The organism is Streptomyces sp. NPDC096324, assembly GCF_044763015.1.
Taxonomy (GTDB): Bacteria; Actinomycetota; Actinomycetes; order Streptomycetales; family Streptomycetaceae; genus Streptomyces.
In genome coordinates this window covers 200,029-222,512 of record NZ_JBIWFK010000006.1, presented here as the reverse complement: position 1 = coordinate 222,512, position 22,484 = coordinate 200,029, and the positions used below count along the sequence as shown (strand labels likewise).

The 22,484-nt window shown below is 74.3% G+C and carries 1 protein-coding gene; it reads right to left on the bottom strand.

Annotated features, from left to right (window positions below; genetic code table 11):
• Positions 1-52: 52 nt before the first annotated feature.
• Positions 53-22,459, bottom strand: coding sequence for a non-ribosomal peptide synthase/polyketide synthase (locus ACIQ7M_RS18010; protein WP_403645008.1), 22,407 nt, complete (start codon positions 22,457-22,459; stop codon positions 53-55).
• Between the last annotated feature and the right edge of the window lie 25 nt (positions 22,460-22,484).

Genomic DNA, 22,484 nt, shown 5'->3' with positions numbered 1-22,484 from the left:
GGGTCAGGTGCGGTGGGGACGTCAGAGGTCAAGTGCGGCGGGGCGTCGGCGGTCAGGGGGTCCCGGTGCTCGTGCCGGAGCTCCGCCGCGGGCCCGCGTCCGGGGACCCGGCCCGGACGACCAGGGCCCGCAGCGCCCGGAACCAGGTGTCCGCCAGGTCCTGGACCGACTCCTCGGGCAGCACGCCGGGGGCGAAGGTCCAGTGGGCGGACAGTTCGGGGCCGGCGGGCAGGTCCTCGGTCAGGGCGTTGACGGTGAGGGCGTGGCTCAGCGGCATCCCCGGGTCTCCGTCGAGGTCGGCGGCGTCGTCCTCGGGAGCGTACGACCAGTCGGTGGCCTCGGGGACCCCGAAGCGGCCCATGTAGTTGAACTCGACCTGGGGGGAGCCGAGTCGGGCGAGCAGCGGTCCGGTGACAGGATTGAGGTGGCGCAGCAGGCCGTGGCCGACGCCGGCGGCCGGGAGGGCGGCCAGGTGGTCGCGGACCCGGGTCAGTGCCGTGTCCAGCGCGGGCCCGCCCGCGAAGGCGTCGGCCAGGTCGATCTCCCCGGGGTCGAGGCGTACGGGCACGACGCTGGTGAACCAGCCGACCGTACGCGACAGATCTGCGTCGCCGGCGAGTTCCTCCTCGCGGCCGTGGCCCTCCAGGTCGACCAGGACCCCGCCGCCGGCATCCCCTCCCTCGCTCCGTCGGCGGCGCCAGTCGGCGAAGGCCAGGGCGAGGCCGGTGAGGAGTACGTCGTTGACGGTGGCCCCGAGGACGCTGGGCACCCGGCCGAGCAGTGGCGCCGTGACATCGGGCGGCAGGGTGCGGGACAGACTCAGCGAGGTGGCCGTGACGTCGAGACGGCTGTCGAGCCCCCGGAGGGTGGGGAGAGCGGGCGCGTCGGCCAGGATGCGTGTCCACAGCGGGAGTTCGTCCTCGCGGACCGGGTCGGTGGCCCGTTCGGCGAGCCCGCGCGACCAGCGGCGGAACGACAGGTCGACCGGGGCGAGGCCCGGGGTCCGGCCGGCGCAGACGTCCTGCCAGGCGGCGGCGAGGTCGGGCAGCAGGACGCGCCAGGAGACCCCGTCGACGACGAGGTGGTGGACGAGCAGGAGCAGACGTCCGGGTGTCTCGCGGCCCGCGTCGAACCACACGGCCTGGACCATGCGTCCGGCGTCCGGGTCGAGGCGGTCCCGGGCCGCGCGGGCGTGCTCGCCGACGGCCGCGCGCAGGGCGGGCGCGTCCGCGCCCTTGACGTCGACGCGTCGCAGCCACGAGGCCACGTCCACGGTGCAGGGCGGCGGCACCTGGAGCGCCCATCGTTCCTCGCCCGCGGCGTCGGTCCGCTCCAGGCGCGCCCTGAGCAGGTCGTGCCGGTCGGCGACGGCCTGGAGCACGGCGCGCAGTGCGGCCGGGTCGAGGGCGGCGGGTGTCTGGACGAAGGCCACCTGGTGGTAGCCCGCGATCGGCCCGCCCAGTTCGCGCAGGGCGTGCATGATCGGGGTCGGCGGGACGGTGCCCGAGCCGTCATCGTGCGCCAAGTGCCGGGCATCCGAGCCGAGTTCGACGGCGACGGCGGCGAGCGCGGCGACCGTACGGTGCCGGAAGACCTGGCGCGGAGTGACCCGCAGCCCGGCGGCGCGCGCCCGGCTGACGAGCTGCATGGCGACGATGCTGTCGCCGCCGAGGGCGAAGAAGTCGTCGTCGGCGCCGATCCGGGGCAGTCCGAGCACGTCGGCGAACTGGGCGCACAGGGTGCGTTCCCGGTCGTTCGCGGGTTCCCGGCCACCCGTGGCGGGGGTGAACTCGGGGGCCGGGAGGGCCTTGCGGTCGAGCTTGCCGTTGGAGAGCAAGGGCAGTTCGTCCAGGACGGTCACGGCGGCCGGGACCATGTAGTCCGGCAGCACGGCGGCCACATGGGCGCGCAGCGCCTCGGGGTCGGGGGTGTCGGCGCCCTCGGCGGCGACGACGTAGGCGGCGAGTTGCCTGACCCTGGGCCGGTCCTCGCGGGCGACGACGACGACCTGGCCGACGTCCTCGTGGCGGTCCAGTACCGCCTCGATCTCGGCGAGTTCGACGCGGAAGCCGCGGATCTTGACCTGGTCGTCCGCCCGTCCGAGGTAGTCGATCCCGCCGTCCTCGGTCCAGCGGGCGAGGTCGCCGGTGCGGTACATGCGGGTGCCGGGACCGCCGTGGGGATCGGCGACGAACCGCTCGGCGGTCAGGTCGGGCCGGCCGAGGTAGCCCCGGGCCAGCCCCTCTCCCGCGAGGTACAACTCCCCTGTCACGCCCGGCGGTACGGGCCGCAGGGCCGCGTCGAGCACATAGGCGCGGGTGTTGCCGACCGGGCGGCCGACCAGGGGGCGCGCGCTCTCGCCGACGCGGGCGACGAGGGCGTCGACCGTGGCCTCGGTGGGTCCGTAGAGGTTGAAGGCGGCGGTGGACTCCAGCGCCGCCAGTTCGTTCCACAGCGCGTCCGGCACGGCCTCGCCGCCCACGCCGACCACGGCGAGCGGGCAGGCCCCGTCGCTGATCAGCCCGCTGTCGGCCATCTGGGCGAGGAAGGAGGGGGTGACCTCGATGAAGTCGAGTCCCTGGGTGCGGATCGCCTCGGCCGTGAGGTCCGGGTCACGGCGGGTCTCGTCGTCGAGGATGTGCAGCGCGTGCCCGTCGAGCAGCCACAACTGGGGCTGCCAGGACGCGTCGAAGGAGAACGACCAGGCGTGCCCGACGCGCAGGCGGCGCCGGCCGGTGGTGCGCTTGGCGAGGTCGTGGAGCATGGTCCGGTGGCTGTGGAAGAGGTTCACCACACTGCGGTGGCAGACCACGACTCCCTTGGGGCGGCCGGACGATCCGGAGGTGTGGATGACGTACGCCGGATGGCATGGGTCGGGTCCGGTCTCCGGGTTCTCGGACGGCTGGTCGGCCAGCCTTCGGGCAGTCTCCTCCGTATCCAGGATCAGCAGCGGTACGTCGCTTTCCGGGAGGCGGTCCGCCAGGGCCTCGGTGGTGAGCACGAGCCGGGGCCGGGCGTCGTCGAGGAGGGTGAGGACGCGCTCGGCGGGCAGGTCGGCGTCGATGGGGAGGTAGGCGGCGCCCGACTTCATCACCGCGAGAACGGCGGCCATGAAGTCGGCCGTGCGCGGGAGCGACAGGGCGACGATCCGCTCGGGTCCGGCGCCGTGCTCGGTCAGCAGGCCGGCCAGCCGGTTGGCGCGCCGGTTCAGTTCCGCGAACGTCCAGGTGACCGTGCCCGAGACGACGGCGACCTCGTCCGGACCCGCGGCGGCCTGCGCCTCGAAGAGCGCGGGCACGGTAGTCGGCGCGCCCGGGGCGACGGGCAGGGTGGTGTCGTTCCAGGTCTCCAGGACGGTGTGGCGGTCCTCGGGGCCGAGGATGTCGGTCCGGGCGAGCAGTTGTCCGGCGTCGGCGGTCATCGCCTCGAAGAGCCGGACCATCGCGGCCCGGATCCGCTCGACGGCCGTCCGCCCGAACAGGTCGGTGCGGTACTCGGCGGTGAGCGTCAGCCGTTCGCCGGGCTCGACGGCCCAGGCGAACGGGTAGTGCGTCGCGTCCTGGTGGTCGCGCACCTCGGCGCGCAGCCCGTCGTCGGCTCCGAGGCCGGGCCCCCCGGTGTCCGGGTAGGACTCGAAGACGACGAGGGTGTCGAACAACTCGCCCAGGCCCGCGCCGCGTTGGATGTCGGACAGTCCGACGTGCTGGTGCGCGATCAGCCGCGACTGCTCGTCCTGGAGGCGGTCGAGGAACGCGCCGAGGCTCTCCCGTTCGTCGATCCTGACGCGCACGGGCACGGTGTTGATGAACAGACCGATCATCGATTCGACATCGGCCAGCTCCGGCGGGCGGCCCGAGACGGTGGCGCCGAAGACGACGTCGGCGCGTCCGGTGAGCCGGGAGAGCAGGATGCTCCAAGCGCCCTGGACCAGCGTGTTGAGCGTCAGGCCGCGCGAGCGGGCGAGGCCGGTGAGGGCCGCGGTCAGCTCCGGAGTCAGTCGTGTGGTCAGGGTCGCGGGCACCGCCGGGGCGCGGCCGGGATCGGAGGCCACGAGGTGGGTGGGTTCCTCCAGGCCGTCCAGGGCGTTCGCCCAGGCCGCGGCCGAGGCCTCGGCGTCCTGGCGGCCGAGCCAGGCCAGGTGGTCGCGGTAGGGCGCCGGGGCGGGCAGCTCCCGGCCCGCGTACAGCTCGGTCAGCTCACCGAACAGGCGCGGGACGGACCAGCCGTCGAGGAGGAGGTGCTGGTGGGACAGGACCAGCCGGTGTGCCGTCGGCCCGACCTTGACGAGCATCAGCCGCAGCAACGGCGGCTCGGCCGGGTCGAACCGGCGGCGCTCCTGGTCGAGGCAGCGGGTCCACCGCTCCTCCCGGGCCCTGTCGTCCAGGTCCGACAGGTCGACGTGGCGCCAGGGCAGTACGGCGGTGCGGGGAACGACCGCGACGGGGCGGCCGGAGGACAGATAGCGGAACCCGGCCCGGAGGTTGCCGTGCCGGTCGAGCAGGGCCTGGCCCGCGCGGCGCAGCCGGTCGCCGTCCAGGGGTCCGTCGAGGTCGTAGGAGACCTGCACGGTGTAGACGTCGGGGCCGTCGTCGCCGGAGTCGAAGGAGGCGTGGAACAGCAGCCCCGCCTGGAGGGGTGACAGCGGCAGGGTCTCGACGGCACCGAGTCCCGGGAGTTCGGCGCGCTCGTCGTCGGTGAGCGCCGCGAACAGGTCGCCGTCGGGCACGGGGCCGGCGGTGTCCGCCAGGTCACCGGCGACGGCGGCCAGCGCTGCGGCCGTCTTGTGCCGGAAGACGTCGCGGGGGCTGATCGCGAGTCCGGCGGCGCGGGCCCGGGCGACGAGTTGCATCGCGACGATGCTGTCCCCGCCGAGGCTGAAGAAGTCGTCCTCGACGCCGACCCGTTCGAGGCCGAGGACGCCGGCGAAGAGACCGCACAGCTCGGCCTCGCGCGTGGTGCGCGGCAGGGTGCCGGTGGTGGCCGCCGCGAAGTCGGGTGCGGGCAGGGCCTTCCGGTCGAGCTTGCCGTTCGGGGTGAGCGGCAGGGCGTCGAGGGTGATGACGGCGGCCGGGACCATGTGGTCGGGGAGCAGGGCGGCGAGGTGGGTGCGCAGTCCGGCGGGGTCGGGGGTGTGACCGGGGGCGGGGACGACGTAGGCGACGAGCCGCTGTTCGCGGGCCACGACGGCGGCGTGGGTCACCGTCTCGTGCCGGGTGAGGACGGTCTCGATCTCTCCGGGTTCGACGCGGAAGCCGCGGATCTTGACCTGGTCGTCGGTGCGGCCGAGGTATTCGAGGACTCCGGCCCCGGTCAGGCGGGCGAGGTCGCCGGTGCGGTACATGCGGGTGCCGGGCGGGCCGTACGGGTCGGCGACGAAGCGTTCGGCCGTCAGGCCGGGCCGGTCGAGATAGCCCCGGGCGAGCTGGACGCCCGCGAGGTGGAGCTCGCCCGCGACACCCGGCGGCACCGGCCGCAGCGCCTCGTCCAGGACGTACAGGCGGGTGTTCCAGACCGGCCGGCCGATCGGGACGCGATCGGCACCCGGCGGGATCCGTGCGGCGGTGACGTCCACGGAGGCCTCGGTCGGCCCGTACAGATTGTGAAGTTCGGCCGGCAGGAGCGTGTGGAAACGTGCGGCGAGGTCGGCGGGCAGGGCCTCGCCGCTGCACAGGACGCGGCGCAGTCCGGTGCAGCGCGTGGCGGTGGGTTCGTCGAGGAAGGCGCGGAGCATCGAGGGCACGAAGTGGGCCGTGGTGACGGCCTGTTCCCGGATCAGTCCGGCGAGGTAGGCCGGGTCCCGGTGTCCGTCGGGGCGGGCGAGGACCAGGGTCGCTCCGCTGATCAGCGGCCAGAAGAACTCCCACACGGACACGTCGAATCCGGCGGGCGTCTTCTGCAGGACGCGGTCGCCGTCCGTCAGACCGTAGGTGTCCTGCATCCACAGGAGGCGGTTGACGATGCCCCGGTGCGGTACCTGCACCGCCTTCGGCCGGCCGGTGGAGCCGGAGGTGTAGATGACGTAGGCAGGGTTCGACGGGTCCACGGAGGCGGGCGGTTCGCCTTCGGGGCCGTCCGGCAGCGGACCGTCGATCACCAACACCGGACGTGCGTCCGCGAGCATGAACGCGCGGTGCTCCGGCGGGTGTTCGGCGTCGATCGGGAGATGGGCGGCTCCGGTGCGCTGCACCGCGAGCAGGGCGACGACGAGGTCGACCGAGCGCGGCAGCGCGACCGCGACCGTCCGCTCGGGTCCCGCGCCGAGTCCGGCCAGGACCCGTGCGGTCCGCTCGACCCTGGACTCCAACTCGCCGTAGCTGAGCCGCTGTTCACCGGCGATCAGGGCGGTCGCGCCGGGTGTCCGGGAGGCCTGGGCGCGGAACAGGTCCACGAGGGTCGTGGCCGGCACCTCGTGCGCGGTGTCGTTCCACCGCTCGACCACGTCGTGGCGCTCGTCCTCGTCGAGCACGTCGAGATCGCGTACGGGACGGGCGGGGTCGGCGGCGACCTGCTCCAGCAGGCGGACGAGGCGGTGTGCCATCCGCTGGACGGTGCTGTCGTCGAACAGGTCGGCGCTGTACTCGATCCAGCCCTGGATGCCCGCGCCCTCGCCCTGTTCGACGAAGTCGAAGCTCAGGTCGAACTTGGCGCTCGGCGGGCCGACCGGTTCACGTCGTGCCCTCAGGCCTGGAAGGTCGGGGACTCCGCCGGGCTCGCCCAGGTGGACGACCATCACCTGGAACAACGGGTGGCGGGCGAGGGAACGTTCCGGGTTGAGGGCCTCGACCAGCCGCTCGAAGGGCAGGTCCTGGTGGTCGTAGGCCGCGAGGTCGGTCTCGCGGACCCGGCGCAGGAGGTCGGTGAACCGGGGGGTGCCGGACAGATCCGTGCGCAGGACCAGGGAGTTGACGAAGAACCCGACCAGGTCCTCGAGCCCTTCGTCGCCGCGTCCGGAGACCGGCGCACCGAGGGGGATGTCGTCCCCGGCGCCGAGCCGGTGGAGCAGGGCGGCCACGGCGGCCTGCACGACCATGAACATGCTGGCGCCCTCGGCGCGGGCCAGTTCCCGCAGCCTCTGTTCGAGGGCCGGGGCGAGGGTGAAGCCGACGGTGCCGCCCGCGTGGCCGGACTCGCGGGGGCGCGGCCGGTCGGTGGGCAGGGTCAGTTCCTCGGGCAGGCCCGCCAGCCGCTCGGTCCAGTGGGCCAGCAGGGCGTCGCCGTCGGCGGAGAGCACCTCCTCCTGCCAGAGCGTGTAGTCGGCGTACGTCGCCGGGAGCGGGGCCCAGTCGGGGGCGTGGCCGGCGGCGCGGGCCGCGTAGGCGGTGCCGAGGTCGGCGAGCAGCGGGCGGTCCGACCACTCGTCCGTGGCGATGTGGTGGAGCAGCAGGAGCAGGATGTGCTCGTCGGGGCCGGTCTCGCACAGGGTGACGCGCAGCGGGGGCTCGGTGGCCAGGTCGAAGGGGTGCGCGGCGGCCTCGGCGAGCCGGTCCGCGGGTTCCGTGCGGAGGGTGATCCGCGTCTGGTCCGGTTCCAGGACGTGCTGGTGGGGCAGGCCGTCGGGGCCGGTGGGGAAGACCGTGCGCAGGGTGGCGTGCCGGGCGACGAGGTCGCCGAGCGCGGCTTCCAGGGCGGCGCGGTCCAGGGCCCCGGTGAGCCGCCAGGCGGCGGGGATGTTGTAGGCGGGCGTGGGGCCGTCCACCTGGTGGAGCAGCCACAGGCGGCGCTGGGCGGAGGAGAGGGGCAGCCGTTCGGGGTGGGCCCGGCCGGCGGTGAGGGCGGGGCGGGCGGTGGTGCGTGCCGCGTCCAGGTGGGCGGCGAGGCGGGCCACGGTGGGCGCGTCGAAGACCGTACGCAGGGACAGTTCGGCGTCCAGCGCGGCGCGTACCCGGCTGACCAGGCGCATGGCGAGGAGGGAGTGGCCGCCGAGCGCGAAGAAGTCGTCGTCGACGCCGACGCGGTCGACGCCGAGCACGGCGGCGAACTGCTCGCACAGCAGTTCCTCGCGGGCGGTGCGCGGCGGCCGTCCGCCGGGGGCCGCCGTCGTGTCGGGGGCGGGAAGGGCGGCGTGGTCCAGCTTGCCGCTGACCGTGCGGGGCAGGGTGGCGAGCGGGACGAAGGCGGCGGGGATCATGTGCTCGGGCAGGACGGCGGCGAGGTGGGCGCGCAGCGTCGCCGGGTCGGTGCCGTCGGGCGTGGTGGGGACGACGTAGGCGACGAGCCGGCGCGTTCCCGGGGTGTCCTCGCGGACGACGACGGCCGCCGCGGCGACGGACGGGTGGGCGGTCGTGGCGGTCTCGATCTCGCCGGGTTCGATACGGAAGCCGCGCAGTTTGACCTGCTCGTCGGCGCGGCCGAGGAATTCGAGGGTGCCGTCCGTGCGGCGTCGCACGAGGTCGCCGGTGCGGTACATGCGCTCGCCGGAAGGGCTGTGCGGGTCGGCGACGAAGCGTTCCGCGGTGAGGGCGGGCCGGCCCAGATAGCCACGGGCCAGGCCCTCCCCGGCGAGGTACAGCTCGCCGGGGACGCCGACGGGCGCGGGGCGGAGCCGGTCGTCGAGGACGTGGGCGCGGATGTTGTCGAGCGGGGCCGCCCAGGCGAGGCGGCCGGTGCCGCCGCCGTGCCATCCGTAGGCGTCGACGGCGCACTCGGTGGGCCCGTACAGGTCGTGAACGGCGACGCCCGGCAAGGCGTCCAGGCGCCGCCACAGCGCGGCGGGGGTGGCCTCGCCGCCGACCGCGACGACGGCCGGGATCCGGCTGCCGGGGGCGAGGAAGCCGTGGTGGAGGAGTTCGCGCAGATAGGTCGGGGTGAGGTCGACGAAGTCGACGGCCCGCTCGTCCAGGGTGGCGAGCAGTGCGGCCGGGTCGAGCAGGGTGGCCTCGTCGACGACGTGCAGTTCGTGTCCGGCCAGCAGCCACAGCAGGGGTTCCCAGGAGCCGTCGAAGCTGAACGAGGCCGCGTGCAGGGCCCGCAGGACGCTCCGGCCGGTGTCCTGGACCGCGGGTTCGATCAGGTCGCGCCGGTGGGAGGCGAACAGGTTGGACAGTCCGCGGTGGGTGCCGGTCACGCCCTTGGGGGTGCCGGTGGAGCCGGAGGTGTAGATCGTGTAGGCGGCGGACAGCGGGTGGTGGGTGCGCGGCGGGACCGGGTGGGCCGCCGGGAGCGGGGTGTCCAGGAACAGCCGCGGCAGTCCGGGCTGTTCGGGCAGCCGGGCGGCCTGCTCGGTGGTGGTGAGCACGCAGACCGGCGCCGCGTCGGTGAGCATGTGCTCCAGCCGGTGGGTCGGGTACGCGGGGTCGAGGGGCAGGTAGGCGGCGCCCGCGCGGAGCGCACCGAGCAGGGCGGGCACCATCGCGTCCCGGGGCAGGGCCAGGGCCACGACCGTGCCCTCGCCCGCTCCGTGGCGCAGGAGCAGTCCGGCGACGGCGTCGACGCGGGCGGACAGTTCGGCGAAGGTGAGGCTGCCGGTGGCGGTGACGAGGGCGGTCCGACCGGGGTGCGCGGCCGCTGCGGCGGCCAGGATCTCCGGGACGGACCGGGGCTCCACCGGGTGGGTGGTGTCGTTCCAGGTGTCCGCGGCGGCGGTCCGCTCGGCGTCCGTGAGCAGGTCGATCGCCGCGAGGGGCAGGTCCGGGGTGCCGCAGGCGTGGCGCAGCAGCAGGACGAGGCGTTCGGCGAGGAGTCCGGCGGTGGCCGGGTCGACGAGATCGGTGGCGTACTCCAGGAGCAGGGTGACGCGGCCGCCGGTGCCCTCGTCGACGACGGTGAGGTCGAGGTCGAACTTGGCGGTGCCGGTGTCCATGTCGTACCACTCGGTGGGCAGGCCCAGCAGGTCCGGGTCGCCGTCGGGGCGGTGGTGATAGCCGAGCATGACCTGGAACAGCGGGTTGCGGCCCGCCACGCGCCGCGGATTGAGGGCCTCGACGACCCGGTCGAAGGGGAGGTCCTGGTGCTCGAAGGCGGCGAGGTCCGACTCCTTGACCCTGGCCAGCAGTTGACGGAACGACAGGTCGGGTCCCGACAGGTCCGTGCGCAGCACCAGGGTGTTGACGAAGAAGCCGACCAGGTCGTCGAGCGCGCTGTCCGTGCGTCCGGCGATGGGCGCCCCGAGCGGGATGTCGTCGCCCGCGCCCAGGCGGTGCAGCAGGGCCGCGGTGGCGGCCTGGAACAGCATGAACATGCTGGTGCCGGTCGTGGCCGACAGCTCGCGCAGCGCCTCCCCCAGTTCGCGGGGCAGTTCGCGGCGCAGGGTGGCGCCGCGTCCGCTGGGCGCGGCCGGGCGCGGCCGGTCCAGGGGCAGCGTCAGTTCCTCGGGCAGGGCGCGCAAGGTCTCGGTCCAGTAGGCGAGTTGGCGCTCGCCCACCTGGGCCAGGAACTCCGTCTGCCAGAGCGTGTAGTCGGCGTACTGCACCGCCAGGGGCGCGAGGGCCGGGGCGGTGCCGGTGATCCGTGCCCGGTAGGCGGTGTCGAGGTCGGCGAGGAACGGCCGGTCGGACCATTCGTCGGTGACGATGTGGTGCAGCACGAGCGCGACGACACAGCCGTCGTTCCCGCCGTCCGGCGCGGGGCGGAACACCGTCGCCCGCAGGGGCGGTTCGGCGGCGAGGTCGAAGGGACGGCGCTGCTCCGCCTCGATCAGCGCGGGTAGTTCGGCCTCGGCGCAGTCGGTCACCGTGAACGGGACGGCGGCCTCGCGCGCGTCGAGGACGCGCTGGTACGGCTCGCCGTCGTGCTCCCCGATGAGCGTGCGCAGCGATTCGTGCCGCGCCACCACGTCGTGCAGGGCCTCGCGCAGGGCGTCCGGGTCGAGTGCGCCGCGCAGCCGGAAGACGAGCGGGAAGTTGTAGGCGGCGCCGCCCCCGGTGATCCGCTCGACCAGCCACAGCCGGCGCTGGGCCGCGGAGAGCGGGACGCGTTCGGGGCGCCCGGCCACGGCGGTGACGGGGGGACGGGCGGGCCGGCCGCCGTCGGCGCGGGCGGCGAGCAGTTCCGGGGTGGGTGCCTCGAACAGGTCGCGGATCGCCAGTTCGGCACCCAGTTCGGTACGGGCGCGGCTGATCAGCCGGGTGGCGAGCAGGGAGTGGCCGCCCAGGTCGAAGAACCCGTCCTCCGCGCCCACCTCCGGGAGTCCGAGCACCTCGGCGAAGAGGCGGCAGAGGACTTCCTCGCGGGGGGTGCGCGGGCCGCGGCCGGTGCCGGGCGCTGCGGCGGGTTCGGCCTCGGGCAGCGCGCGGACGTCGAGCTTGCCGTTGTCGTTCATGGGCAGCCGGTCGAGGACGACGAAGGCGGCGGGCACCATGTAGTCGGGCAGCCGTGTCTTCAGGTCCTCGCGCACCCGCCGGATCAGGGCGTCCCTGTCACGGGCGGCCGTCGGCGCGTTGGCGTACGGAGGTTCGCCGCCGCCGGGACGGTACAGCCCCGTGACGGGCCGGGGGGTCGGGCGCGCGGCCGCGGCACCTTGGTCCGGGCCCTTTCCGTCTGGGCCCTTTCCGTCCGCCCGCTCCTCCTCCGTCCGCTCCTCGTCCGCCCGCACGAACACGGCCTCGTAGCAACCGGGTTCGGCCGACCAGGTGGTGAGCACCCGGTAGCCGAGGGCGGCGCCGAGCGCGTGCAGGTCCTCCGGGTCCACTCCCCCGCCGACGGTGTCGGGTCCGACGACGCGGCCGTCCTCCAGGGCGCGCAGTGCCGCGCGTTCCCCCGCGGTGCGCGCGTCGGGCACCTCGGTGACGCGCAGCCGTCCGGGCCGCTGTTCGCCCAGCCGGGTGACGAGGTCGGCGGACCAGGGGACGGCGGGCACCTGGGACAGGTCGAGCGGGTCGGCGCCCTCGCGGTACAGGACGGCGTCGTAGCGGTGCCGGGAGAGTTCGTTGTGGTGATGGCCGCGCTTGGTGCGCAGGTCGACGTCGTGTCCGAGGGTGGTGAACCAGTCGGGGTCGACGAGGAGTTCCTTCTCCAGCCTCAGCCCGCGCCCGGCGGCCCTGCGGACGTCCTCGGGGTTCGCGTCGGTGGCCGCCCGGGTGAGCTGGACGGCGGTGTGGAAGACGGGGGCGAGGCGGGGGTTGCGCACGTCGCCGACGAACAGCGCCCCACCGGGCCTCAGCAGCCGCATCGCTCCTTGCACCACCTCGCTGAGGTAGTCGATGCCGGGGAAGTACTGGACGACGGAGTTGATGACGACGGTGTCGAACCAGCCCTCGGGCAGGCCCGTCAGATCGTGGGCGGGCCGGCAGCGCAGTTCGACCTTGGCGGCGAGCGCGAGGTCGCGCCCCAGTTCCTCGCCGAGCTTGCGGATCACGGGGGCGGCGAAGTCCGTCGCCCAGTAGGCCTCGGTGTCGGGGGCCAGCCGTGACATCAGCAGCCCGGAGCCGACGCCGATCTCCAGCACACGGCGCGGGTTCAGTTCCCGGATGCGCTCGACGGTCCGCTCGCGCCACTCGCTCATCTCGGCGAAGGGGATCGGCCGTCCGTCGTAACTGCTGTCCCAGCCCGCGTAGTCCTCGGTGAACAGGGCGGTGCCGATCCGCTCGTACTCGTCGGAGTAGACGTCCTGCCACTCACCGACGTGTTCGCGCGCCACGCCGTCCCGTTCCTCGCCACTGCGTTCGGCGGGGACCACATAGCCGATCAGGCGCCGCGTGCCGGGAGCGGTCGCGTCGTCGCGGCCGATGACGGCGGCCTGGGCGACGGCGGGGTGCTGGGTGAGCGCGGTCTCGATCTCGCCCGGTTCCACGCGGTAGCCGCGGATCTTGACCTGGTCGTCGGTGCGGCCGAGGAAGTCCAGGTTGCCGTCGGGGTTGCGGCGGACCAGGTCGCCGGTGCGGTACATGCGTTCGCCCGGTTCGCCGAACGGGTCGGCGACGAAACGCTCCGCGGTAAGGCCCGGCCGGTCGAGATAGCCGCGGGCCAGGCCGATCCCGGCGATGTACAGCTCACCGGGCACGCCCTCGGGCACCGGCCGCAGCCAGGCGTCCAGGATGTGCGCACGGGTGCCGCGGATGGGGCGGCCGACGGTCGGGGTGGCACTGTCGAGGGTGCCGCCGCCGAGCGTGTTGATCGTGTACTCGGTGGGGCCGTAGAGGTTGTAGCCGTACGTGCCCTCGGTGTCCCTGAGCCGGTTCCACACCGTCTCCGAGACGGCTTCGCCGCCGAGCAGGACGAGCGGGGGGCGGTGCCCCTCCAACAGGCCCTGTTCCATGAGGAGATGGGCGTAGGTGGGGGTCACGTTCACGACGTCGACGCGGTGCGTCTCGCAGTACGCGACCAGCGCCTCGGCGTCGCGCCGCAGCTCCTCGTCGCAGATGTGCACCTCGTGGCCCTCGACGAGCCAGAGCAGTTCCTCCCACGACATGTCGAAGGCGAACGACACGGTGTGCGCGATGCGCAGCCGCCGTCCGCCGGCCGAGGCGATGGCCGGGGTGAAGATCTCCTCCTGGTGGTTGAGCTGCATGTTCGTCAGACCGCGGTACGGGGTGACGACGCCCTTGGGCCGCCCCGTGGAGCCGGAGGTGTAGATGACGTACGCGGGGTGTTCCAGGCTGAACCGCCGCCGGGTGAAGTCCCCCGAAAAGGCGGCCAGTTCGGCCTCGACGGCCGGATCGTCGAGCAGGACGCGGGGTGTTCCGGCGGCCGCGCCCGGGAAACGGGCGGCGACGGGGGTCGTGGACAGGATCAGGGCGGGGCGGGCGTCGTCGAGCATGGCCGTCAACCGGTCGTCCGGGTGGTCCAGTTCGAGCGGCAGATAGGCGGCGCCCGTCCGCAGGACGGCGAACAGGGCGACGACCATGTCGGGCGAGCGCGACAGGCCGAGTGCCACGACCCGCTCGGGCCCGGCACCCCGGGCCAGCAGAAGCGCCGCCGTCCGGTTGATCCGGGCGTCCAGCTCGGCGTACGTGAGGGTGCTGTCGCCGAAGACGAGGGCGACGGCGTCGGGGGTCGCGGCGGCCTGTACGGCGAGCAGGTCGGCGATGGTGTCCTCGGGGGCCGGGACACGGCTGATGGCGTGTTCGGCGGCCAGGGCGGCGTGCTCGCTCGGCAGCAGCGGGTCGAGTCGGCCCACGGGAGCGTCCGGATCGGCGGCCAGGCGTTCCAGCAGCAGGGTGAAGCGGTCCAGGAGCGCCTGGGCCCTCGGGCGCGGCACGACGTCGGGGCGGTGGGTGAGCATGACCTGGATGCACCGCCCGGGGGTGACGACCAGGTTCACCGGGTAGTGGGTGGCGTCGACGTTGGCGACGGCGGTGGCCCCGTGCCGCTCCGCCAGCTCCGCGAGCCGCTCCTCGGTGTCGCTGTTGCGCAGCACGAAGAGGGTGTCGAAGAGCCTGCGGTGACCCGTCTCGGCCTGGAGGACGCCCAGGCCCAGGTACTCGTACGGCATCACGGCCAGCCGCTCGTCCTGCACCCGGCGCAGCAGGTCGAGGACGGACTCGGCCGGGTCGTACGCGATGCGCGCGGGGACGGTGTTGAGGAACATGCCGATGACGTGCTCGATGTCCGGCACCTCGCTGGGCCGGCCGGCGACGGTGGTGCCGAAGACGACGTCGGTGCGGCCGGTCGCGGCGGCCAGGGTCAGGCCCCAGGCGGCGGTGAGCACCGAGTTGAGGGTCAGACCGTGCCGGCGCGCCTGCCCGCGCAGTCGCTCGCCGAGTTCCGCCGTCAGGACGGCGTCGAGGCGGTCCGGGATGCCCGGTTCGAGGCCCTGGTCGGCGGCGGCGAGCAGGGTGGGTTCGTCGAGGCCGGTGAGCGCGGTCCGCCAGGCGCCGGTGGCGACGGCGTCGTCCTGCGTCTCCAGCCAGGTCAGGTAGTCGCGGTACGAACCGGGCGCGGGCAGCGATCCGGGCTCGCCGCCGGACTCGTACAGGGCGAAGAGCTGGTCGAGGAAGGTCCAGGCGGACCAGCCGTCCCACAGCAGCAGATGGCGGCCGATGATCAGCCGGTCGCAGCGTCCGGCGCCGAGCCGCACGAGGAGCACGCGGAAGAGCAGCGGGCGGGTCAGGTCGAAGCGCCGGGCGCGCTCGGCCTCGGTCAACTCGACGAGCCTGGCGTCCTGTTCGTCGGCCGCCAGTGCCGACAGGTCGACTTCTTCGAGCGGGACGGGCGGGTCCGCGACGATGAACTGCACCGGCCGGCGCAGTCCTTCGCTGGTGAATCCGGCGCGCAGGCCCGGGTTGCGCTCCAGCAGGACGGCGACGGCCCCGCGCAGCCGGTCCGTGTCGAGCGGGACGGCGAGGTCGAAGGACTCGTGGACCGTGTAGACGTCCAGGGCGCCGCTGTCGTACGTCGAGTGGAAGAACAGGCCTTCCTGGAGCGGGGCGAGTGGCCAGATGTCCTCCACCGGGCCGGGGCTGAGCCGGTGGACGCGCTCGGTCTCCTCGGGGGTGAGGGTGAAGGCGGAGCGCGCGGCGCGGGCGGGTCCGGTGCCGGGGACGGCGGCTGCCGCGAGGGCGGCCGGGGTGCGGTGCTCGAAGACGTCGCGGGGGTTCACCTCCAGACCGGCCCGGCGGGCGCGGCTGGAGACGCCGATCGAGGTGATGCTGTCGCCGCCGAGCATGAAGAAGTCGTCGTCGATCCCGACCTCGTCGAGTCTGAGCACCGCCGCGAAGATCTCGGTCAGGGTCCGCTCGCGGTCGCTGCGCGGGGCGCGCGGCTCGGCGCGGACCGTCGTCGGGGCGGGCAGGGCCGCCCGGTCGAGCTTGCCGCTCGGGGTCAGGGGCAGGGTGTCCAGGACCACGCAGGCGCCGGGGACCATGGGCGCGGGCAGCGACCGCGCGAGCCGGGCGAGCAGTTCGGCCGGCTCCGGGACCGCTCCGCGGGCGGGGACGGCGTAGGCGACGAGGGTGCCGTCCGCGACGGTGACGGCGGCCTGGACGACGGCGGGGTGCCGCGCCAACGCGGCCTCGATCTCGCCGAGTTCGATCCGGTTGCCGCGGATCTTGACCTGGCGGTCGGTGCGCCCGAGGTACTCGACGACGCCGTCGGCGCGGCGGCGCACCAGGTCGCCGGTCCGGTACATCCGTTCGCCGGGGCCGCCGTAGGGGTCGGCCACGAACCGCTCGGCGGTCAGGGAGGGCCGGGCGTGGTAGCCGCGGGCGAGCTGGACACCCGTCAGGTAGAGCTCTCCCGGGACGCCTTCGGGAACCGGGCGCAGGCAGGCGTCGAGGACGCGCAGACCGGTGTTCCAGACCGGGCGGCCGATGGGCACGGTCGTGCCGGGGGTGCCGTCGTAGGGGTGGTGGGTGACGTCGACGGCGGCCTCGGTGGGGCCGTAGAGGTTGTGCAGGGGTACGCCGGTGAGCTCGCGCCACTCGGACGCGGCCGAGCCGGGTAGGGCCTCGCCGCTGCTGAAGGCGCGGCGCAGGGAGCGGGACCAGGTGGGGTCGGCGGTGATCTCCTCGGACCGCAGGAAGGCCTCCAGCATGGAGGGCACGAAGTGCAGGGTGGTGACGCGTTGTTCGCGGACGAGCCCGGCGAGGTAGGCGGGGTCCCGGTGTCCGTCGGGGCGGGCGAGGACGACGCGGGCTCCCTCGCACAGCGCCCAGAAGAACTCCCAGACGCTGACGTCGAAGCTGGCGGGGGTCTTCTGGAGCACCCGGTCGTCGGCGGTCAGCCCGTACTGGTTCTGCATCCAGGCGAGCCGGTTGACGATCGCGCGATGGGTGACGACGACGCCCTTGGGGCGGCCGGTCGAGCCGGAGGTGTAGATCAGGTAGGCCGGATCGTCGGGGCCGGCCGGAGCGGGGAGCGGCACGCTCGCGTCCGCGGGCTCGGACGGGGCGTCCACCAGCAGGGTGGTCAGGCCCGGCACCGAGGGAAGCCGGGGCGCGGTCCCGGTGGTCGTGACGACGGTGGCGGTCCCGGAGTCTGCCAGCATGTGGGTCACCCGGTCGGCGGGGTAGTCCATGTCGACCGGGAGATAGGCGGCGCCTGACTTGAGCACGCCCAGCAGGGCGACGAGGAGGTCCGTCGAGCGCGGCACGGCGACCGCGACCACCGTGTTGGGACCGGCGCCGTGGGCGCGCAGCCGCCGCGCCACCCGGTCGGCCCGCAGGTCGAGTTCGCGGTAGCTGAGGGTCTCGCCCTCGTCGACCGCGGCGGCGGCCTCGGGGGTACGGGCCACCTGGGCCTCGAAGGCGGCGGCGAGCGTGGTGTCCGGGACGGGGACGGACTCCCCCGCCGGATGGGCACGGGCCCGCTCCGGCTCCGTGAGCAGGCCGATGTCGGCGGCGCGCTGTCCGGGGTCGTCGGCCAGGGCCCGCAGCACCAGGGTGAGCCGGTCCGCGAGGCGCCGTGCCTCCTCGGTGCCGATCCGCCGGGTGTGGTGCTTGAGCCGCAGGTCGAGCCGGCGGCCCGGCTTCACGACGAGGGCGAGCGGATAGTGGACGGTGTCGTGGAACGCGTGTCCTGTGACACGGACGGTGCCGGTGGGGTCGGCGAGGCCGCTCGCGGCCGGGTAGTTCTCGAAGACGACCAGGGTGTCGAAGAGTTCGCCGCCCCCTGCGTGTCCGGCGACGCGCTGGATCTCGGCGAGGCCGAGGTGCTGGTGGTCGAGGAGCCGGGTCTGTTCGTCCTGGAGGCGGCCGAGCAGCCCGGCGAGGGTGTCGGCGGGCTCCCAACGCAGCCGGGTGGGCAGGGTGTTGATGAAGAGACCGACCATCGACTCGATGCCCTCGACCTCGGCGTCCCGGCCGGAGACCGTGGTGCCGAACAGTACGTCCTGGCGGGCGGTCAGCCGGCCGACGAGCAGGCCCCAGGCGCCCTGCACGACCGTGCCGAGCGTGACGCCCAGTTCCCGGGCCCGGGCGGTCAGCCGTGTGGTGACCCGCTCGGACAGTTCGACGCGGACCTGTGCGGGCTCGATCGGGCCGCCGTCGGCGGGGGTGTCGACCAGCCGGGTCGCGTCCTCGGTCCCGGCCAGGGCCGCCCGCCAGGCGGTGCGGGCGGCGTCCCGGTCGGCGCCGGCCAGACTTCGCAGGTACGAGGCGTACGGGGTGACCTCGGGCAGCGGGGCGGGGGCGTCCCCGTAGCCCGCCATCAGCTCGCGGTGCAGCACGGGCAGCGACCAGCCGTCAGCGACGATGTGATGAAAGGTGAGCAGCAGGCGGCAGTTCTCCCCCGCCATGCGCACGAGGGTGCAGCGCATCAGGGGCGGGTGGGCGAGGTCGAAGCGGCGGCCCCGCTCGTCGGCGGCCACGGCGTCGGCGAGCGCGTCGGCGATGGTGCCGTCCTGGAAGGAGAGGTCCACCTCGCGCCACGGCAGTTCCACGCCGGAGGCCACGATCTGCACGGGCCGGCCGTCGGGGAGCGTGCGGAAGCAGGAGTGCAGCGGGGCGTGCCGGTCCAGGACCCGCTGGGCGGACCGGCGCAGCGCCTCGCCGTCGACCGGTCCGGCCAGCTCGAGGGCCTGCTGCACCACGTAGGCGTCGCGGGCCTCCCCGTCCACGACGGAGTGGAAGTAGAAGCCCTCCTGGAGCGGGCTCAGTGGCAGCAGGGCTTCGACGGGGAGGGGGTGTTCGCCCTGGAGTGCCGCGCGCTCGGCCTCGGTCAGGTCGAGCAGGGGCGCCTCGGACGGGCCGCCGGTGCGGTCGGCCCGGTCGGTGCGGTCGGTGCGGTCGGTGCGGTCGGTGCGGTCGGTGCGGTCGGTGCGGTCGAGGGCCACTTCGGCGAGTGCGGCCACGGTGCGGTGCCGGAACACGTCGCGGGAGCTGAGCCGCAGGCCCGCCCCGCGGGCGCGTACGAGGAGCTGGATGGCGGTGATGCTGTCGCCGCCGAGCGCGAAGAAGTCGTCGTCGACGGTGACGGTGTCCAGGCCGAGCACCTCGGCGTAGGCCGCGCAGAGCAGTTCCTCGCGCGCGTCCCGGGGGCGGCGTCCGGAGCTGAGGGCGGCGTAGTCGGGGGCCGGGAGCGCGGTCGCGTCGAGTTTGCCGCTCGGGGTGACCGGCAGGCGGTCCAGGGGGACGAGGGCGGCGGGGACCATGTACTCCGGGAGTTGTCCGGTCACGTACGAACGCAGCGTCTTCATCAGGGAGTTCACGTCCCTGAAGGGCGCCGGGCGGTTGGCGCGGGATACGGCGCCGTTCACCTCGTACGGTCCGGAGAGCGGTGTCCCGGAGGGGGCGAGGAGCACGTCGAGGCCGCCGTCGTCGGAGCCGCCGTTCCAGGTCACGGCCACGCGGAGGCCGTGCCGGGCGCCGAGGGCGTGGAAGGCCTCGGGGTCGGGGGCGTCGGCCGGCGCCGGGGTGTGGCTGCTGTCGTCGAGGGTCGCCAGCGCGGCCAGGTCGCGGGCGAGACGGGCGTTGGGCACGCCCGTGATCCGCAGCGGGGCACGGCCGTCGGCGAGCAGCGCGTCGACGGCGTCGAGTCCGTTCAGCCCGGACCACGCCGTGGTGTGCGGGGCGGCGGTCGTGGCGGCGGCCTCGGTCCGCTTGCGCAGGACGACGTCGTACCGGTATCGGGTCAGTTCGTTGTGGTGGCTGCCCCGCTTGACGCGGATGTCGGCGTCGAAGCCGTCCAGGGTGGCGAAGAAGTCGGGGTCGAGGAGCAGTTCGCCCTCCCAGGCGACCGATCGCTCGACGGCGGCGCGCAGGGCCTGCTTGTCCTCGGGGTCGGCGGCGCGCCGGGTCTCCACCGCGGCGCGCAGGCAACGGAGCAGGCGGGCGTTGCGGACGTCGCCCACGAACAGGCTGCCGCCCGGGGCCAGCAGTTCTCCGGCGGCCCTCAGCACGTCGGTGAGATAGCCGGCTCCGGGGAAGTACTGGGCTACGGAGTTGAGGACGACGGTGTCGAAGTGGCCGCGTGGCAGACCGGTGGTGTCGTGGGCGGGGCGGGCGTCGAGCCGGACGCGTCCGGCGACTTCCGTGGCGGACTCGACCTGGGTACGCAGGGCCCGCACGGCCTCCTCGGAGAGGTCGGTGCCCCAGTACTCCTCGCAGGCGGGCGCCAGGCGCGAGAGGAGGAGGCCGCTGCCGACGCCGATCTCCAGGATCCGGCGCGGCCGGAGTTCCCGGACGCGGGCGACGGTCGCGTCGCGCCACTCCCGCAGCTCCCGGACCGGGATGGGCAGGCCGTCGTACATGCTGTTCCAGCCCGCGAAGTTCTCGCGCGGTCCCCCGGTGCCCGGGTCGTGGGCCGTGGTCTCCTCGCGGCCCTCGGCTCCCGCGGCGGAGTACAGCAGTTCGTGCAGGTCCTTCCACTCGCGGACCCGCTCGTCGGCGCCGGCGCCCGCTCCCGCGTCGAGGGAGGGGACGACGTAGGCGGCGAGCCTGCGGTCGCCGGGCCTGTCCTCGCGGATGACGACCGCGGCCTGGTCGACGGCGGGATGGGCGCGCAGGACCGACTCGATCTCGCCCGGCTCGATGCGGAAGCCGCGGATCTTCACCTGGTCGTCCGCGCGCCCCAGGAACTCCAGACGTCCGTCGGCCTTCCAGCGCACGAGGTCGCCGGTGCGGTACAGCCGCTCCCCGGGGTCGCCGAAGGGGTCGGCGACGAAGCGTTCGGCGGTCAGGCCGGGCCGTCCGAGGTAGCCGCGGGCCAGCCCGGCGCCACCGAGGTAGAGCTCGCCCGTGACACCGGCGGGGACGGGCCGCAGCCGGGCGTCGAGGACGTAGGCGCGGGTGCCCGGGTCGGGGACCCCGATGGGCACGACGGTGCCGGCGGGGGTGTCGGGGTCGCACAGGCCGAGCGTGGAGTTGGTGGTGGCCTCGGTGGGGCCGTAGGCGTTGAACATCATCCGGCCGCGGGCGTAGCGGCCGACGAGCTCGGGCGAGACCCGCTCGGTGCCGGCGAGCAGGGTGGCCGGCGGCAGTTCGACGTCCTCGGGCAGGGCGGCGAGGAGGGTCGGCGGGAGGATCATGAAGGTGATGCCGTGGGCGTGGGCGTAGTCGGCGAGCGGAGCGCCCGGGACGCGCAGTTCGGTGGGCACGACCACGAGGCGGCCGCCGGAGAGCAGGCCGAGGCACAGGTCCCAGAACGCGACGTCGAAGCTCGGTGAGGCGAACTGGAGGACGCGGCTGTGCGGTCCGATCCCGAACCGCTCGGTCTGGGTGGCGACGAGCTTGGCGACACCGGCGTGGGACAGCACCACGCCCTTGGGGCGGCCGGTGGAACCTGAGGTGTAGATGACGTAGGCGGCACCCGCGACGGCCAGCGGACCGCGGTCGGGCTCCCCCGGGTCGTGGACCGGGCTCGCCGCCAGCTCGCTCCTCGTCCCGGGCGCGTCGAGGACCAGGACGTCCGTGCCCGGGCACGGCGGGATGTCGCCAGCCAGCTCCGCCGTCGTGACCAGGCAGACGGGTGAGGCGTCGGCCAGCATGTACGAGACGCGGTCGGCCGGGTAGTCGGTGTCGACGGGGAGATAGGCCGCGCCCGCCTTGAGCACCGCGACCTCGGCGACGATCAGCTCGGCGGAGCGGGGGACGGCGAGGGCCACGACCCGTTCGGGTCCGGCGCCGCGCGCGATGAGCGTGTGGGCCAGCCGGTTGGCGCGTTCGTCGAGTTCGGCGTAGGTCAGCCGGACGTCCTCGAAGACGAGCGCGACGGCGTCCGGCCGCTGGCGCACCTGTTCGGCGAACATCTCCGGCCAGGTGCGGGAGGCGACGTCGTGTCCGGTGTCGTTCCACTCCCGGAGGACGCGGTCGCGTTCCTCGGCCCCGAGCAGTTCCAACTCCCCGACGAGGGCGTCGGGGCGGGCCAGCGCGTCGGCCAGCAGGGTGACGTAGTGGTCCGCCACGCGGTGGGCCGTGGCGTCCGTGAACAGGTCCTGACGGTAGGTCAGTCGCAGTTCGTCGGGGCCGAGTTCGAGGGTGAGGTCCAGCGGGGGGCGGGCAGTGTCCGAAGCGGGGGTCGGCGCGGGGTCACCGGTTCCGGTCGCGCCCTCTGACGCCTCGCCGGCCTCAACGGCACCCGTCGCCGGGGACCTTGACGCCCCTCCGACCTCAATGACTGTTGCCACCGCACCCTCTGACGCTTCACCGGCCCCAAGGACTTCCGCCGCCGGGACCTCCGGCTCTCCGCCGGTCTCAACACCTGCCGCCTCCGCGTCCCTTGGCGCCTCACGGCTCGCGGCCCGGAACGCCGTGTTGAACAGCAGGCCCCCGCCACGGGTCGGCTCCGGGAGCAACTGTGCTATCAGCAGGCCGAGTTCGACCCGGTGGTCGCGGGCCTGCGCGAGCGCCCGGGCCACCCGGTCCACCAGTTCCGCGAACGGGGTGCCGCCGTCGACCGCGACCCTGACCGGCAACTCTTCGACCCCGACGGTGATGTCGCGCGTGTCGCCGTAGCGGTGCAGCAGGGCCACGTACGCCGCCAGCAGGGTCGACTCGTCGGCCGCGTGGGCGAGCGCGCGGCGCAGGGTCCGCCGGTCTCCGCCCGACCGCGCCGGATACGGGAAGTCGACGGCCAGCGAGGCCTCTTGAGGGAGCGGATCCAGCCGCCGGCGCCAGTACGCCGCGACGCCGTCGTCGACACCCGACACACGATCTTCGATAGCGGACACAGGT